We start from the raw sequence: 16,516 nt of genomic DNA on the forward strand, positions 1-16,516 counted from the left end.
TGGACGTATGACGGTTGGCCAATCCGCAGCCAAGGCCAGAGAGCTGGTGTGGCCGCTGCTTACCGGCGTCGCGGTGCTGGCCGGCTGCACGGCCGCCGGGATCGGGGCGTTGTCGCTGGCCGATGCGCTGACCGCCACCGGACTGCCCAATCCGGGCCCGGCGACGACCCTGGGCCTGCCGTTCGTCCGGGCGGCGGGTGAGATCGCCGCGGTGCTGGCCGTGGGGTCGTTCCTGTGCGCGGCCTTCCTGGTACCGCCGCAGAAATCCGGTGTGCTCGATGCCGGTGGGTACCGGGCGCTTCGGCTGGGGACGGCCGCGTCGGGCGTGTGGGCGGTGTGTGCCGTCCTGCTGATCCCGCTGACCATTTCCGATGTGTCCGGGCACCGGTTGGCCGAGATGCTCAACCCGGTGCGGCTCTGGTCGCTGGCCAGCCTGGTCAGCACCGCCTCCTCGTGGCGCTGGACGGCGTTCCTGGCCGCCGGCGTCACGCTGGCCAGCTTGGCGGTGCTGCGCTGGTCGTGGACGCCGCTGCTGCTGGCCGGCTCGCTGGTCACCCTGATCCCGCTGGGGCTGACGGGCCACTCGTCGGCCGGCGGTTCGCATGACCTGGCCACCAACAGCCTGCTGATCCACCTCGTCGCCGCCAGCCTGTGGGCCGGTGGGCTGCTGGCGGTGCTGGCGCACGCGCTGCGCGGCGGCGACCACCTCGCCCTGGCGGCGCGGCGGTTCTCGACGATCGCGTTGTGGTGCTGGGTCGCGATGGCGCTCAGCGGCGTGCTCAACGCCCTGGTGCGAGTGTTGCCGTCGGACCTGCTGACCACCACATACGGGCGGCTGGTGCTGGCCAAGTTCGTCGCGCTGTGCGCGCTGGGCGTCCTGGGCTGGCGTCAGCGGCGCGCCGGAGTCGTTGCGTTGCAACGTAATCCCACCGCGCGCAGCGGATTGATCCGGCTGGCGCTCGTCGAGGCGGCGCTGTTCGGTGTGACGTTCGGTATCGCCGTCGGGCTCGGCCGCACCCCGCCGCCGCCACCGCCGATCCGGCTGCCGTCGATTCCCGAGGCCGAGATCGGTTATGACTTCGATGGCCCGCCGACCCTGGCGCGCATCCTGTTCGACTGGCGTTTCGATCTGGTCTTCGGCACGGCCGCAATCATTTTGGCCGCGCTGTATATCGCGGGGGTGCTGCGGCTGCGCCGCCGCGGCGATCACTGGCCGTCCGGCCGGGTCGTGGCCTGGTTGTTGGGCTGCCTGACATTGCTGTTCGTGACGTCGTCCGGGGTGGGCCGCTACATGCCGGCGATGTTCAGCATGCATATGGCCGCGCACATGGGGTTGTCGATGCTGACCCCGATCCTGCTGGTGCTGGGCGCGCCGGTCAGCCTCGCGCTGCGGGCGCTGCCCGCCGCCGGCCGCGACGACCCGCCGGCCATGCGGGAGTGGCTGCTGGCCGCCCTGCACAGCCGGGTGTCCCGCATCCTGACCAATCCGATCGTCGCCACGGTGCTCTTCGTCGCGGGCTTCTACGGCCTGTACTTCACGTCCTTGTTCGACGACGCGGTCGCCAGCCACGCCGGGCATCTGGCGATGAACGTGCACTTCCTGGTCAGCGGCTACCTCTTCTACTGGGTGGTGATCGGCGTCGATCCGACGCCGCGGCCCATCCCGCCGCTGGCCAAGGTGGGCGTGGTGTTCGCGTCGCTACCCATGCACGCGTTCTTCGGTGTGGAATTGATGGGCACGCCAACGGTGTTGGGCGAGGCCTACTACCGGTCGCTGGGCTTGAGTTGGCATACCGACCTGCTGGGCGACCAACACCTGGGCGGCGGAATCGCTTGGGCAGCAGGCGAAGTGCCGCTCGTCATCGTGATGCTCGCGCTGCTCGTGCAGTGGGCACGCAGCGACGCGCGCACCGCGCGGCGTTTAGACCGGGCGGCCGACCGCGATGACGACGCCGACCTGACCGCGTACAACGCGATGCTGGCCGAAATGGCCCGCGGGCCGAGACCGGCGTCCCAGGGACCCGCGGCCGGGTCGGCTATCCCGGGGGAGGTTCGCAAACCGGGTTGAGGGTGTCGCTCTCGGCGGTGATGCCTGCGGTCCGGTCTAGTCGCGCCGCTTCCAGTTGGGGATTCGCCAGCAGCTCCTCGATGCACGCCTCCGCGGCCCCGAGATAGGTGCTGTCGAGGTCGATTTCGGTGGCCACGCACCAGCTGTGGTCGTCGGGCCACCACAGGTTGGCAGACCGGTGGCCAAACGACTCCACCGACTGGACGGCCGCCGCGAGCGGACCGCGCGCCAGGTGGTAGTTCCGGTGGGGCAGTGGAAACGTCGGCCGGTCGTGGAAGGCGGGGTCGAGGCCGCCAAAGCCATCCCATACGGCAAACCAGCAATGGTCCACGGTCGCGGTGTATCTCGCGAGGGAAGGGGTCAGCTGAGCGGTGACATCGGGGGAGAGTGTCCCAACCTTCGGTGCTGCGTCGAAGACGCCGGATTGCCGGGGGCGGTATCTCGAGTCGAACCGCGACGCGCAACCGAGCAGCCGGGTGAATTGCATCTGCGGGTGTACCAATTTGCGGTTGGCGCGGGCAACCTGGGCCCAGCTCACCGGGGCGCCGCCGATGGCGGCAGGGTGGAACACGCGGGCGTAGGCCTCGAAGCCGGCCGGAACGAGCGACCCCACGTTCTCCGCAAAGCTGCGCAGGTCGTCAATCAGCCATCGCGCGGGACGCAGATCATCGACGGCTTCCAAGGCGCCGATCCCAACCACACGTCCACCATAAATTCGACGCGCCGCGGCCGGAGAGTAATCCCGCGGTCTGGGCCGCCGGGTGCTTCGGTGCGTATGTCTTGATTTCCCAACCCGTGCGGGCTTCGAACCGGTGCTGGTGCTTGGGCGGGCCGGCAACGAGCCTAGTTGGTTGTTGGTGACGGTCGCGGTTGGAACGGTTGGTACCACCACCAGTTGGCGCGTTCGCCGGTGGGCCCGGGGCATGGTGGGACGTCGGGCGGGGGTTGCGTTGGTGGGCGCGCCAGCGATCCCGGGCTCAGTAATCGGCCGGAGCTGTCGGTGACGATGAGCTCGTCGGCGGTTCCGGTGATGGTGATGACGCCGCGGTGGTGCAGCCGGTGGTGGTAGGGGCAGACCAAGACCAGGTTGGACAACTCGGTGGGGCCGCCGTCTTCCCAGTGGCGGATGTGGTGTGCGTGGAGACCGCGGGTGGCGCCACAGCCGGGGACCGCGCACGTTCGGTGGCGGTGCTCGAGGGCGCGGCGAAGCCGCCGGTTGATCACGCGGGTCGTTCGCCCGGCGCCGATGACCTCGCCGTCGCGTTCGAACCAGACTTCACAGGTGGCATCACAGCTCAGGTATCGGCGTTCGGCGTCGGTGAGCAGCGGACCCAGATGCAGTGCGGCGGCGCGCTGGGCCACGTCGACGTGGACCACCACGGTGGTGTGCTGCCCGTGGGGTCGGCGGGCCGCCTCGGCGTCCCACCCCGTCTCGACCAGGCGCATGAATGCGTCGGTGGCGTTCGGGAACGGGCGCGGCTGATCTGATGGGCCGTCGCCATTGTCGTGGTCGTGTTTCCACTCGGCGATCAGCGCCTCCCGATGCGCGGCCAACGCCGCGTCGAACGTCGCCGCGTCCAGGTGCGGAAGCCGGATCCGCCAACACGTGAACTCCTCGTCGGAGGTCTTGGTGATCGAGGGCTGCGGCTGCGGCCGAGAGTCGGGTTCGGTCGCGGTTCCAGCTTGACCGCGGTACGCAGCTGGTTAACCGTGGCGGAGCCCGCCAGCTGGGCGTAGTGCGCATCCGATCCCTCGCCCGCCCCTGCGGCGATGACGCCGACCTGATCCAGTGACAGCCGACCTTCTCGCATGCCCTGGGTACAGCGGGGAAACTCCGCCCACCGGCGCGCCACTGTGGCGATCGTGTGCGCATTTCCCGACGACGAGCCAAGTTTCCACGCCACCAACGCTGCCACCGACCGTGCACCGGTCGCGCCGCACAGCTCGTCGCGGTCGAGCTCGGCGACGATCTCCACGATGCGCCCGTCGATCGCGTTGCGCTGACCCGCCAACTCCGCTAACTCCTCGAACAACGCCTCCACACGCTCAGCAGGGCTCACCGTCGCCGGAGAGAATGCGGTCGAAGACATAACGCCATCGTCGCAGCCAGGTACGACAAATCTTGGCCGCCGCGTACGGCTCCTTGCGGCTTATCCCCAGTCGCGACTTTCTGCACAGGCGCGCCGCGAAAACCGTCGATAACCGACCGCGTGGCCGGCAACTCGTCGGTGCCGGCGAGCTGAATGGGCATCAGTTACGCGCCATACGAAAGGAACCAAGTCATGTTCGAAACACCGCTGACCGTGGTCGGCCACATCGTCAACAATCCCGAGCGTCGGCAGGTCGGAAGTCAGGAGGTCATGAAGTTTCGAGTAGCCAGCAATTCGCGCCGCCGGACCGCCGACGGCGGTTGGGAGCCGGGGAACTCGCTGTTCATCAATGTCAATTGCTGGGGCAAGTTGGTCACCGGCGTCGGCGCCGCACTGGGCAAGGGCGCACCGGTGATCGTGGTGGGCTACGTCTACACCAGCGAGTACGAGGACCGCGACGGAAATCGCCGGTCGTCGCTGGAGATGCGCGCGACGTCCGTGGGCCCCGATGTCTCGCGCGCGATCGTGCGCGTCGAGAAACCCGGCTACACCGGTCCCGATGCGGAACCGGCGACGGTGGTCGCGGGAAGCGGAGCTCAGCCGGCAGCCGACGATGACCCGGTCGAACCCGGCGACGACGCCGAGGAGCCCAGCCCGCTATCGCTGTCGGCTTAGCTGACGGGTCGGGCGTCGGGTCGGCACTGTTCGGTGATGCCTAGGATGGTCCGCGAGATCATTCTCAAAGACCAGAAAGGCAAAACCGCGGCATGGCTGAGTTCATCTACACGATGAAAAAGGTCCGCAAGGCGCACGGCGACAAGGTCATCCTGGACGATGTCACGCTGAGCTTCTTTCCGGGCGCCAAGATCGGTGTCGTCGGCCCCAACGGCGCCGGTAAGTCGAGCGTCTTGCGGATCATGGCCGGCCTGGACAAGGCCAACAACGGCGAGGCGTTCCTGGCCACCGGCGCCACGGTCGGCATCCTGCAACAGGAGCCGCCGCTGAACGAGGAGAAGACCGTTCGCGGCAACGTGGAAGAGGGCTTGGGCGAGATCAAGGTCAAGCTCGACCGCTTCAACGAGGTCGCCGAACTGATGGCCACCGACTACTCCGATGAGCTGATGGAGGAGATGGGCCGGCTGCAAGAGGACCTGGACCACGCCGACGCGTGGGACCTCGACTCGCAGCTGGAGCAGGCGATGGATGCGCTGCGCTGCCCGCCGCCCGACGAGCCGGTGACCAACCTGTCCGGTGGTGAGCGCCGCCGGGTGGCGCTGTGCAAGCTGCTGCTCTCCAAACCCGACCTGCTGCTGCTCGACGAGCCGACCAACCACCTGGACGCCGAGAGTGTGCAGTGGCTCGAACAGCACCTGGCCAGCTACCCGGGCGCGATCCTGGCCGTCACCCACGACCGCTACTTCCTGGACAACGTCGCCGAATGGATCCTGGAACTCGACCGCGGCCGTGCCTACCCGTACGAGGGCAACTACTCGACCTACCTGGAGAAGAAGGCCGAGCGGTTGGAGGTCCAGGGGAAGAAGGACCAGAAGCTGCAGAAGCGGCTGAAGGAAGAGCTCGCGTGGGTGCGCTCGGGCGCTAAGGCCCGGCAGGCCAAGAGCAAGGCCCGCCTCGGTCGGTACGAGGAGATGGCCGCTGAGGCGGAGAAGACCCGCAAGCTCGACTTCGAGGAAATCCAGATCCCGGTCGGGCCCCGGCTGGGCAATGTGGTGGTCGAGGTCGATCACCTCGACAAGGGCTACGACGGCCGCACGCTGATCAAGGACCTGTCCTTCACGCTGCCCCGCAACGGCATCGTCGGCGTCATCGGCCCCAACGGTGTCGGCAAGACAACGCTGTTCAAGACCATCGTCGGGCTCGAGGAGCCGGACAGCGGAACCGTCAAGGTCGGCGACACCGTCAAGCTCAGCTACGTCGATCAGAGCCGCGCGGGCATCGACCCCAAGAAGAACGTGTGGGAGGTCGTCTCCGACGGCCTGGACCACATCGTCGTCGGCCAGACCGAGGTGCCGTCGCGGGCCTACGTGTCGGCGTTCGGATTCAAGGGCCCCGACCAGCAGAAACCGGCCGGTGTGCTGTCCGGTGGCGAGCGCAACCGGCTCAATCTCGCGCTGACCCTCAAGCAGGGCGGCAACCTGATCCTGCTCGACGAGCCGACCAACGATCTCGACGTCGAAACGTTGGGTTCGCTGGAGAACGCCCTCGAACAATTCCCCGGCTGCGCGGTGGTGATCTCGCACGACCGCTGGTTCCTCGACCGCACCTGCACGCACATCCTGTCGTGGGAGGGCGACGACGACAACGAGGCCAAGTGGTTCTGGTTCGAAGGCAACTTCGGTGCATATGAGGAAAACAAAGTGGAACGACTTGGCGCCGACGCCGCCAGGCCGCACCGGGTGACGCATCGCAAGCTGACGCGGGACTAGTCTCAGCGTTGCCAGCTGCCCCGCAACGACGCGGCCCGAACGGTCGCCGAGATGTGCGGCGACTGACGTAATGCCATCCGTCCTGAGTAGGGAGCTAGCGGCATGACGATCGGTTCGGGACCGAAGCAGGAAACTACGCCGTGGACCGCGTTCACCGCGATGTCGGACGTTCCCGATTGGATCTCGAAGGCCTATATCGAGACCTATCGCGGCCCCCACGACAAAGAACCCGGGACCCTCGAAACCGGCGTCATCGATCTGAACATCCCGGCCGCCATCCTCACCCCGGCGTTGCTGAGCGCGCACTACCGACTCGGCGCGCACCGGCCGCCCGGCGAGAGCTGCGTCGCGGTCTACCCGCCCGAGGATCCCGCGGGCTTCGGGCCTGCGCTGCAGGTCGTCACCGACCACGGCGGCATGCTGATGGACTCCGTCACGGTGCTGCTGCACCGGCTCGGCGTCTCCTACACCGCGCTGATGACCCCGGTGTTCGACGTGCGCCGCAGCCCGTCGGGGGAGTTGCTCAGCATCGAACCCAAGGCGCCCGGGACTGCGCAATACGTCGGTGAGGCCTGGATCCACATCCAGTTCGTGCCCTCCGTCGATACCAAGGCGCTCGCCGAGGTCGAACGGGTGCTGCCCAGGGTCCTCAGCGACGTCCGACAGGTGGCCGCCGACGCGGCCGCGATCATCGCCGCCTTGAGCAACCTGGCCGCAGATGTCGAAATCAACACCGGCGGGCGCTTCACCGCGCCCGACCGCGAGGATGTCGCGGCGCTGCTGCGCTGGCTGGGTGACGGACATTTCCTGCTGCTGGGCTACCAGCGTTGCCGGGTGCATGACGGTCTGGTCTCCGGCGACGGGACGAGCGATCTCGGCGTGCTGCGCGGCCGCACCGGCTCGCGACCGCGGCTGGCCGACGACGACAAACTTCTGGTCCTGGCCCAGGCCACCGTCGGCAGCTACCTGCGCTACGGGGCCTACCCCTATGCCATCGGGGTGCGGGAGTACGTCGACGGCGGCGTGATCGAGCATCGCTTCGTCGGGCTGTTCACCGTCGCCGCGATGAACGCCGATGTCCTGGAGATCCCGTCGATCTCGCGCCGGGTCCGCGAGGCGCTGGCGATGGCCGACAACGACCCCGTCCACCCGGCTCAGTTGATCCTCGACGTGATCCAGACCGTCCCGCGTTCGGAACTGTTCACCCTCAGCGGCGAACGGCTTTTCACGATGGCCAAGGCCGTGGTGGATCTGGGATCCCAACGGCGAGCGTTGTTGTTCGTGCGGGCCGACCGGCTGCGCTACTTCGTCTCCTGCCTGGTGTATGTGCCCCGCGATCGCTACACCACCGCCGTGCGGTTGCAGATCGAGGACATCCTGGTTCGCGAATTCGGCGGCACGCGACTGGAATTCACCGCGCGGGTCAGTGAATCACCTTGGGCGCTCATGCATTTCATGGTGAGACTGCCCGAAGATGCGGGCCCGGTCGACGTCTCCGAAACGAACCGGATGCGAATCCAGGCGCTGGTCAGTGAGGCCGCGCGCACCTGGTCCGACCGGCTCGTCGCCGCCGCGCCCGCCGGCGGGATCTCGCACGCCGACGCCGAGCACTACGCCGACGCCTTCTCCGAGACCTACAAGTCGGCGCTGACTCCCGACGATGCGATGGGCCACATCGCCATCATCAAGGAGCTGACCGATGATTCGGTCAAGCTGGTGTTCACCGATCGCGGCGAGGAAACCGCGCAGCTGACCTGGTTCCTGGGCGGACACAGCGCCTCGCTGAGCCAGCTGCTGCCGATGCTGCAGAGCATGGGTGTCGTCGTGCTCGAGGAGCGTCCGTTCACGGTCGTGCGGCCGGACGGATTGCCGGTGTGGGTCTATCAGTTCCGGATCTCACCGCACCCGACCATCCAGCTGGCGCAAACGCAAGCCGAGCGCGACGCGACGGCGGAACGTTTCGCCGAGGCGGTCACCGCGATCTGGCACGGCCGGGTCGAAGTCGACCGGTTCAACGAGCTGGTGATGCGTGCCGGGCTGAGCTGGCAGCAGGTCGTGCTGCTGCGCGCCTACGCAAAGTACTTGCGGCAGGCCAACTTTCCCTACAGTCAGTCCTACATCGAATCGGTGCTCAACGAGCACCCCTCGACCGCGCGATCGCTGGTGCGGTTGTTTGAAGCGCTTTTCGATCCCAGTACCGCGGGTTCGGCGGCGAGCGACGCCCAAGCGGCGGCCGCCGCGGTCGCGACGGACATTGACGCGCTGGTCAGTCTGGACACCGACCGCATCCTGCGTGCCTTCGCATCGCTGGTGCAGGCCACCTTGCGCACCAATTACTTTGTGACACGCCAGAGTTCGGCCCGGGCCCGCAACGTGTTGGCGATCAAGCTGGATGCCCAGCTGGTCGACGAGCTTCCGCTGCCGCGGCCCAAGTACGAGATCTTCATCTACTCACCGCGCGTCGAGGGCGTACACCTGCGGTTCGGCCCGGTGGCCCGCGGCGGGCTGCGCTGGTCGGACCGGCGCGACGACTTCCGCACCGAGATCCTGGGCCTGGTGAAGGCGCAGGCGGTCAAGAACGCCGTGATCGTCCCGGTCGGGGCCAAGGGTGGATTCGTCCTCAAGCGACCGCCACTGCCCACCGGCGACGCGGGCGTCGACCGCGACGCGACCCGCACCGAAGGCGTCGCCTGCTATCAGCTCTTCATCTCCGGGTTGCTCGACGTCACCGACAATGTCGACCACTCAACCGGAAAGGTCAGCCCGCCACCGCAAGTGATACGCCGCGACGGCGACGATGCGTACCTGGTGGTCGCCGCGGACAAAGGCACCGCGACCTTCTCCGACATCGCCAACGATGTCGCCAAGTCCTACGGATTCTGGCTGGGCGACGCCTTCGCCTCCGGCGGATCGGTCGGCTACGACCACAAGGCGATGGGCATCACCGCCAAGGGCGCCTGGGAAGCCGTCAAACGACACTTCCGCGAGATGGGCGTCGACACCCAGACCGAGGACTTCACGGTGGTGGGCGTCGGTGACATGAGCGGCGACGTGTTCGGCAACGGCATGCTGTTGAGCAAGCACATCAGATTGATCGCCGCCTTCGATCACCGGCACATCTTCTTGGATCCCGACCCCGACGCGGCGACGACGTGGCCGGAACGCCAGCGGATGTTCGACCTGCCGCGGTCCAGCTGGGAGGACTACGACAAGTCGTTGATCAGCGAGGGCGGCGGGGTGTACAGCCGCGAGCAGAAGGCGATCCCGGTCAGCCCGCAGGTGCGCCTGGCACTCGGGATCGGCGACGAGGTCACCGAGATGGCCCCGCCCAACCTGATGAAGGCGATCCTGCTCGCGCCGGTGGATCTGCTGTTCAACGGCGGCATCGGTACCTATGTCAAAGCCGAATCCGAGTCCGACGCCGATGTCGGCGACCGCGCCAACGATCCGATTCGAGTTAATGGAAACCAGTTGCGCGCCAAGGTGATCGGCGAGGGCGGCAACCTCGGCGTGACGGCCCTGGGCCGCGTCGAGTTCGACCTGGCGGGTGGGCGGGTCAACACCGACGCGATGGACAACTCCGCCGGTGTGGACTGCTCCGACCACGAGGTCAACATCAAGATCCTGATCGACTCGCTGGTCACCGCCGGCAAGGTCAACGTCGACGAGCGCAGCGCGCTGCTGGAATCGATGACCGACGAGGTCGCGAAACTGGTGCTCACCGACAACGAGGACCAGAACGACCTGATCGGCACCAGCCGCGCCAACGCCGCCAGCCTGCTCCCGGTGCACGCGATGCAGATCAAGTTCCTCGAAGAAAACGGGGTCGACCGCGAACTGGAAGCGCTGCCGTCGGAGAAGGAAATCGCGCGGCGCACCGAAGCGGGTCTCGGGCTGGCCTCTCCCGAGCTCTGCACGCTGATGGCCCACGTCAAGCTGCTCCTCAAAGCGGATATGCTGACCACCGAACTGACCGAGCAGGACGTGTTCGCGTCGAGGTTGCCCCGTTATTTCCCAACACCATTGCGGGAACGGTTCACCCCGGAGATCCGTACCCACCAGCTGCGCCGCGAGATCGTCACGACGATGTTGATCAACGACATGGTGGACGCCGCCGGCATCAGCTATGCCTACCGGATCACCCAGGATGTCGGCGTCACGCACATCGACGCGGTGCGCACCTGGGTCGCCACCGACGCGATCTTTGGCATCGACCAGATCTGGCGGGGCATCCGGGCGGCCGATATCCCGGTCGCGCTGTCGGACCGGATGACCCTGGATACCCGACGGCTGATCGACCGCGCCGGACGCTGGCTGCTCAACTACCGTCCCCAGCCGCTGGCCGTCGGCGCCGAGATCAACCGGTTCGCCGCCAAGGTCAAAACGCTGACCCCGCGCATGTCGGAGTGGCTACGCGGTGACGACAAGGCCATCGTCGAACAGGAGGCCGCAGCGTTCACCGCGCAGGGGGCCCCCGAGGATCTGGCCTACCTGGTGGCCGCCGGCCTGTACCGCTTCAGCCTGCTCGACATCATCGACATCGCCGACATCACCGAGACCGAAACCGCCGACGTCGCGGACACGTACTTCGCGCTGATGGACCGGCTGGGCACCGACGGCCTGCTCACCGCGATATCCGCGCTGCCCCGGTACGACCGCTGGCATTCGTTGGCGCGCTTGGCGATTCGTGACGACATCTACGCGTCGCTGCGGTCGCTGTGTCTTGACGTGCTGGCAGTGGGGGAGCCGGACGAAAGTGGGGAAGAGAAGATCGCGGAGTGGGAGCACATCAGCGCGTCCCGGGTGGAGCGGGCGCGGCGTACGCTCACCGAGATCTATGCCAGCGGCGCGAAGGATCTCGCGACGCTGTCGGTGGCCGCACGACAGATCCGCCGCATGACCCGCACCAGCGGGCGGGGGACGTCGGGGTGACGGTCGGATATGTCGCGCCGGTGCCGGTGCGTTGGTCGGACATCGACATGTACCAGCACGTCAACCACGCCACAATGGTCACGCTGCTGGAAGAGGCGCGGGTGCCCTTCCTCAAACCGGCCTTCGAGCTCGACATCTTGGAGATCGGGCTGCTGATCGCCGACGTGCGGGTCACCTACAAGGCACAGTTGCGGCTGATGGATTCGCCGCTGCAGGTGACCATTTGGACCAAGCAGCTGCGGACGGTCGACTTCACGCTGGGATACGAGGTGCGTTCGGTCGCCGCCGATCCGGAGTCCAGGCCCGCCGTCATCGCCGAGTCGCAATTGGCTGCGGTCCACATCGAGGAGCAGCGGCTGGTGCGACTCTCGCCGCAGCATCGGGAGTATTTGCAACGGTGGCTGCGCTAGCTGATCGCGGATTGTGGCTGGGCCCGGCATCGATGGAGGCCCACCGCGCCGACCTGGCTGCGTTCGTCGACCGTGCGCTGCACCTTGACGACGCCGCGGTCGTTCGGCTCCGGACTCGATCTCCCGGTTTGCTAACAGCCTGGATGGCAACGGGTTTCGACGTGCTGGCCAGTCGGGTGGTGGTGGGCAAGGTGCGCCCCGATGACATGACGGTCGGAGCGGATGGGTTGGCGCGCGGCCTGGCTGCGATGGACGACACCGGATACGTCGATCCGGGTTTCGCGATGGACTCGTCGTGGCGCACCGCGCTGCCGCCGGAATCCGGCTTCACCTACCTCGACGACGTGCCGGCCCAGGTGATGATGGACCTGGCGCAAGAAGGCGCCCGGCTGGCCAAGGAGCACAGCAGCTCGCACGGTCCGCCGGCTTCGCTGCTCGACCAGGAGGTGATCCGGGTCAGCTCGGCCGACACCAGCGTGGGGCTACCGATGCGTTGTGTGTTCGCTTTGACCGCAATGGGTTTCCTGCCGCAGTCAAGGGATGCAATCGACGCGAGCGAAATGATCCGCGTTCGGACACTTCCGGCGTGGTTGCGTCTCGACGCGCGCTTCGGCTCGGTGTACCGCCGTCGCGGCGAGGCGGCGCTGGTGCTGCGCTGAGCGGTGCGTCAGGTCCGGTAAAGCAACCACAACGGCAAAACGGCATCCAGGTAGTCCATAAACTTCTTGAGCCCCACCCGGTATTGCCCGAACCCGTATGGATCTTCGGCATATTCGGGAAACGCGATGCCCAGCCCGAAGAGTCCCGGGGCAAGGATTCCGTTTCTCTTGTTGTAGTCGAGTGGGCCCCACTGCGGCGTCTCGGGCAGCTTTCTGCGCTCGAAGCCGACGGTGTAGACCACGCGGTCGCATTGCGCGAGTTTGTCGTCGAATTCCGGGCTGGATACCCAGCACCTGTCCAGTCGATCCGGATAGACGCCGTCGATGTTTTCCCGAGCCCAGCTGGCCGCCCGGCCTTTGAGGCCGGTGTCGTCGAACAGAATCCAATCATCTAGATACACAGCGTATTTCAGTGGGCCCTGGTAGAAGTTGATCACGCGTTCGACGGGATGGCGCAGCAGATTCGGCAGCACGATCATCGACGAGTGCGACGAGCCGAAGACGGCCACCGTCGCACCGTCGAGCGACTGCTCGGCTAGCCGGTCGGGATCCAGGGCTACGTCCACCGGAATCTCGTCGAGGCCGGGATACGCAAGCTTCTTGGGCACCGCGCCGACGGCGAGGATCACATTGTCGGCGACGACTTCTTGTTGCTCCGTTTCGACTCTCCATTGCCTATTGGCCAACAAAAGCGATGTCGCTGTTGTTTGAAGCACGTGTACCCGCTCACGCAGGTGAGCAGTGATCCACACCAGCGGGTCGGCGACCAGGTCGAGGGCACAGGTATCGTCCGGGTCGACATCGTGCAGTGGCAGCGGCGGTGCCTCCGAGAACCGAAACGCCGCAGAGCCATTCAGGAAGTTCAGGAAGGTTTCGGCGATGGTATTGCTCGACACCGCGCGCCACTTCTGGCCGAGATCGCCTGCCGCGAAAGCGGGATCGATCCAGGCGATCTTCTCCGCCGCGACGCCGTGGTCTAAAAGCCTTCCCACCGCGGCAATTCCGGCGGGGCCGGCTCCGACGACTGCCCACGCATACGCTGCCATGTACCACATATAGAGGAGCGCGGGCCGCGGCGCGAATCGGCTGCTGACGGAAGAGCTAGACCAGCCAGGCCGCCGCGTCGGTCGGCAGCTGACCGTCGACCAATGGCGCACTGGACAAAATGAGTTCGCCGGGGGGCAGTGCCATCGGACGTTTTCCGGTGTTCAGCGCGCACAGCAGACCGCCCGCTTTGCGCCGGAACACCAGCGCTTCGTCCGTTGCGGTCAGCCACTCCAGCTCGCCGCCGTCGAATTCGGCACGCTCCCTGCGCAATTTGAGCGCCGTGCGGAAAAACGCCAACGTCGAGTCGGGATCGGCGTCCTGCTTTTCCACCGTTAGCGACGCCCAATCGGCCGGCATCGGCAACCAGGTGTCGGCCGAACTGGAGAACCCGAACGGGGGAGCCTCGCCCGACCACGGCAGCGGCACCCGGACCTTGTCGCGGCCCCGCTCGGTGTGCCCGGACCGTTCCCAGGTCGGGTCCTGCAGCACCTCTTCGGGCAGGTCCAGCACGTCGGGCAGCCCGAGCTCCTCGCCGTTGTAGATGAACACCGTGCCCGGCAGGGCGAGCATCGCCATCACCATCGCCCGCGCCCGGCGCAGCCCGATCTCGCCGCCGCCGTAGCGGGTGACCTCACGGTCGATGTCGTGGTTGGACAGCGTCCAGGTCGGAACGGAGTCGTAGATCGCGGTGGCCTCCAGCGAATTCTGGACGGCATCGTGGACCTGGCCGGCGTCGAAGGCCACCTTGGTCAGCCGGAAATTGAAGCCGAGATGCAGTTCGTCGGGCCGCAGGTATTCGGCCCAGAGCATGTTGTCCATCACCCACACCTCGCCGATGGTCACCGCGCCGTCGTACTCGTCGACGATCTTGCGGATCTTGCGGTGGATGTCGTGCACGGCCGGGTTGTTGAAGCGCGGGTCGTCGTCGCTGTGGCTCAACACCTTGACGGCTTCTTTCGCGTCGGGCAGGCCGGCCGGCTTGGCCATCCCGTGTGCCACGTCGATGCGGAAGCCGTCCACCCCACGCTCCAGCCAAAACCGCAGGGACGCCTCGAAGTCGTCGAAGACGTCGGGATTGTCCCAGTTCAGGTCCGGCTGGTGGGTGTCGAAGAGGTGCAGGTAGTACTGGCCGGGATTGCCGTCGGGCTCTACCACCCGCTCCCAGGCGGACCCGCCGAAGACCGACGTCCAGTTGTTCGGCGGCAGCGCCCCGTCGGGCCCTTTGCCGTCGCGGAAGTGGTACCGCTCTCGCGCGTCGGTGCCCGGGCCGGCGGCCAGCGCGGCCTGGAACCACGGGTGCTCGGAGCTGGTGTGGTTGGGCACCACGTCCATCGTGATCTTGATCCCGCGCTGGTGGGCCGCGTCGATCAGCCGTTCGATCGCGGGCATCCCGCCGAACAACGGGTCGATGTCGCGGGGATCGGAGACGTCGTAGCCGTGGTCGGCCATCGGGGAGACGGTGACGGGGCTGAGCCAAATCGCGTCGATCCCCAGCCGCTCCAGGTGATCCAGATGGGCGACGATTCCGTCGATGTCGCCTACGCCGTCGCCGTTGCTGTCGGCGAATGACCGGGGATAGACCTGATAGAAAACCGCGTTCGACCACCATGCTGCGGGGCTCATACTGCTCCGTTCGGTTCGGGAATCAGAAGGGCGAATTGACCAGTGAGTGGGCAGCCATCTCAAGATAGTTGAGCAACTCTTGGCGATGCTCGTCGTCAAGAGTTGCTGAGTCGATCGACGCGACGGCGGTCTGCATGCACCGCAGCCACGCATCGCGCTCGATCGGGGTGATCCGGAACGGCACGTGGCGCATCCGCAGCCGGGGGTGTCCGCGCTGGTCGGAGTAGGTGCGCGGGCCGCCCCAGTACTGCTCGAGAAACATGCGCAACCGCTCTTCGGCGCCTTGTAGGTCGTCCAAGGGATACAGCTCGCGCAGGATCTCGTCCTCGGGGACCTGCGCGTAGAAGCGCGCCACGATCGTCTTGAAGGTCTCGGCACCGCCGACGGCATCGTAGAAGGACTGTTGTACCTGTTCCATCACCTGCCATTGTGGTGCATCCGCGGCGCAGCGACATCAGGCAGGCCCCGACCGCTCCTTTCTGTTAACCGGCTGGTCACGGCGCGCACCAGCAATAGGCGTGCGATCGGCGGCGAATCATGGTGGACTATCGGCGGAGGATTTATGGCGCAGGGCAAGAGACGCCGCAGCCACCGAAGTTCCGGGGCCGCGGCAGGGTTGACCGGTCCCGCAACCGCGCCGTCCCTGCACAGCGTCGACACCCATCCGCCCAACCGGCACGAAAGCGCTTCGATCTGGAGCCGCCGCCGGGTGTTGCTGCTGAATTCCACTTACGAACCGCTGACCGCGCTGCCGATGCGGCGGGCGATCGTGATGGTGATCTGCGGCAAGGCTGACGTGGTGCACCACGATCCCACCGGACCGATCATCCACTCGGCGAGCGAGTCGATCGTGGTGCCGTCGGTGATCCAGTTGCGGTCCTACGTCCGGGTCCCGTACCGGGCCCGCGTCCCGATGACCCGCGCCGCGCTGATGCACCGCGACCGGTTCTGCTGTGCCTACTGCGGAGCGAAGGCCGACACCGTCGATCACGTGGTGCCGCGCAGCCGCGGCGGCGGCCATTCCTGGGAGAACTGCGTCGCCTGCTGCTCGACATGCAACCACCGCAAGGGCGACAAGCTGCTCGCCGAACTCGGTTGGTCACTGCGCCGGGCGCCGCTTCCGCCGACTGGACAGCACTGGCGACTGCTGTCCACGGTCAAGGAAATGGATCCGTCCTGGGTTCGGTACCTCGGCGAGGGCGCGGCCTGACCGCAAATCTTGTGTCCAAGCGCGCCGTGGGAT

Annotated in this window: 11 protein-coding genes and 1 pseudogene; 7 read left to right on the forward strand and 5 right to left on the reverse strand. The window is 66.9% G+C overall.

Annotation, left to right across the window (positions count from 1 at the left end; genetic code table 11):
* The first annotated feature begins 7 nt into the window (after nt 1–7).
* A complete protein-coding gene (locus LMQ14_RS08485; RefSeq protein WP_267734316.1) occupies nt 8–2,068 on the forward strand; it encodes a cytochrome c oxidase assembly protein in 2,061 nt (686 codons plus the stop codon).
* On the opposite strand, the gene LMQ14_RS08490 is transcribed toward LMQ14_RS08485, so the two are convergent.
* Nucleotides 2,037–2,768, reverse strand: coding sequence for a hypothetical protein (locus tag LMQ14_RS08490; RefSeq protein WP_267734317.1), 732 nt, complete (start codon nt 2,766–2,768; stop codon nt 2,037–2,039). The genes LMQ14_RS08485 and LMQ14_RS08490 overlap by 32 nt on opposite strands.
* A gap of 143 nt (nt 2,769–2,911) precedes the next feature.
* Nucleotides 2,912–4,158: pseudogene (locus LMQ14_RS08495) on the reverse strand (HNH endonuclease signature motif containing protein).
* A gap of 192 nt (nt 4,159–4,350) precedes the next feature.
* Here LMQ14_RS08495 and LMQ14_RS08500 point away from each other — a divergent pair.
* From LMQ14_RS08500 to LMQ14_RS08520, 5 genes are all read left to right on the forward strand, one after another.
* The gene (locus LMQ14_RS08500) at nt 4,351–4,833 is read left to right on the forward strand and encodes a single-stranded DNA-binding protein (protein WP_267734318.1); all 483 of its coding nucleotides are present in this window, start codon (nt 4,351–4,353) and stop codon (nt 4,831–4,833) included.
* 92 nt (nt 4,834–4,925) lie between these two features.
* Nucleotides 4,926–6,602, forward strand: coding sequence for an energy-dependent translational throttle protein EttA (ettA, locus tag LMQ14_RS08505; protein WP_267734319.1), 1,677 nt, complete (start codon nt 4,926–4,928; stop codon nt 6,600–6,602).
* A 102-nt stretch (nt 6,603–6,704) separates the two neighbouring features.
* Nucleotides 6,705–11,534: an NAD-glutamate dehydrogenase gene (locus LMQ14_RS08510; RefSeq protein WP_267734320.1), complete on the forward strand. Its 4,830-nt coding sequence runs from the start codon at nt 6,705–6,707 to the stop codon at nt 11,532–11,534.
* The gene (locus LMQ14_RS08515; RefSeq protein WP_267734321.1) at nt 11,531–11,944 is read left to right on the forward strand and encodes an acyl-CoA thioesterase; all 414 of its coding nucleotides are present in this window, start codon (nt 11,531–11,533) and stop codon (nt 11,942–11,944) included. The genes LMQ14_RS08510 and LMQ14_RS08515 overlap by 4 nt, the downstream gene beginning before the upstream one ends.
* Before the next feature lie 32 nt (nt 11,945–11,976).
* Nucleotides 11,977–12,603 (forward strand): hypothetical protein, encoded by a 627-nt coding sequence (locus LMQ14_RS08520; RefSeq protein ID WP_267735411.1) that lies wholly within the window; start codon nt 11,977–11,979, stop codon nt 12,601–12,603.
* 8 nt (nt 12,604–12,611) lie between these two features.
* Here the strand turns inward: LMQ14_RS08520 and LMQ14_RS08525 are convergent, their stop codons facing one another.
* Genes LMQ14_RS08525 through LMQ14_RS08535 form a run of 3 tightly spaced genes read right to left on the reverse strand, consistent with a single transcriptional unit; the run spans nt 12,612 to nt 15,691 of the window.
* Nucleotides 12,612–13,649, reverse strand: coding sequence for an FAD-dependent oxidoreductase (locus tag LMQ14_RS08525; protein ID WP_267734322.1), 1,038 nt, complete (start codon nt 13,647–13,649; stop codon nt 12,612–12,614).
* Nucleotides 13,650–13,704: 55 nt separating this feature from the next.
* Entirely contained in the window at nt 13,705–15,273 is a 1,569-nt protein-coding gene (locus LMQ14_RS08530) for a glycoside hydrolase family 13 protein (RefSeq protein ID WP_267734323.1), read from the reverse strand.
* A 22-nt stretch (nt 15,274–15,295) separates the two neighbouring features.
* Nucleotides 15,296–15,691, reverse strand: a complete 396-nt coding sequence (locus LMQ14_RS08535) for a globin (protein ID WP_267734324.1) — start codon at nt 15,689–15,691, stop codon at nt 15,296–15,298.
* A 144-nt stretch (nt 15,692–15,835) separates the two neighbouring features.
* Between LMQ14_RS08535 and LMQ14_RS08540 the strand changes: the two genes are divergently transcribed.
* Nucleotides 15,836–16,483, forward strand: a complete 648-nt coding sequence (locus tag LMQ14_RS08540; protein ID WP_267734325.1) for an HNH endonuclease — start codon at nt 15,836–15,838, stop codon at nt 16,481–16,483.
* The last annotated feature ends 33 nt before the right edge of the window (nt 16,484–16,516 follow it).

The organism is Mycobacterium sp. Aquia_213, assembly GCF_026625985.1.
Lineage (GTDB): Bacteria > Actinomycetota > Actinomycetes > Mycobacteriales > Mycobacteriaceae > Mycobacterium.

What these genes read in the sequence shown, in the direction of transcription:
- LMQ14_RS08500 (WP_267734318.1), top strand. Translation starts at nt 4,351, where the DNA reads ATGTTCGAAACACCGCTGACCGTGGTCGGCCACATCGTCAACAATCCC.
- LMQ14_RS08520 (WP_267735411.1), top strand. Translation starts at nt 11,977, where the DNA reads ATGGAGGCCCACCGCGCCGACCTGGCTGCGTTCGTCGACCGTGCGCTG.
- LMQ14_RS08530 (WP_267734323.1), bottom strand. Translation starts at nt 15,273, where the DNA reads ATGAGCCCCGCAGCATGGTGGTCGAACGCGGTTTTCTATCAGGTCTAT.
- LMQ14_RS08485 (WP_267734316.1), top strand. Translation starts at nt 8, where the DNA reads ATGACGGTTGGCCAATCCGCAGCCAAGGCCAGAGAGCTGGTGTGGCCG.
- LMQ14_RS08540 (WP_267734325.1), top strand. Translation starts at nt 15,836, where the DNA reads ATGGCGCAGGGCAAGAGACGCCGCAGCCACCGAAGTTCCGGGGCCGCG.
- LMQ14_RS08525 (WP_267734322.1), bottom strand. Translation starts at nt 13,649, where the DNA reads ATGGCAGCGTATGCGTGGGCAGTCGTCGGAGCCGGCCCCGCCGGAATT.
- ettA (WP_267734319.1), top strand. Translation starts at nt 4,926, where the DNA reads ATGGCTGAGTTCATCTACACGATGAAAAAGGTCCGCAAGGCGCACGGC.
- LMQ14_RS08510 (WP_267734320.1), top strand. Translation starts at nt 6,705, where the DNA reads ATGACGATCGGTTCGGGACCGAAGCAGGAAACTACGCCGTGGACCGCG.
- LMQ14_RS08535 (WP_267734324.1), bottom strand. Translation starts at nt 15,691, where the DNA reads ATGGAACAGGTACAACAGTCCTTCTACGATGCCGTCGGCGGTGCCGAG.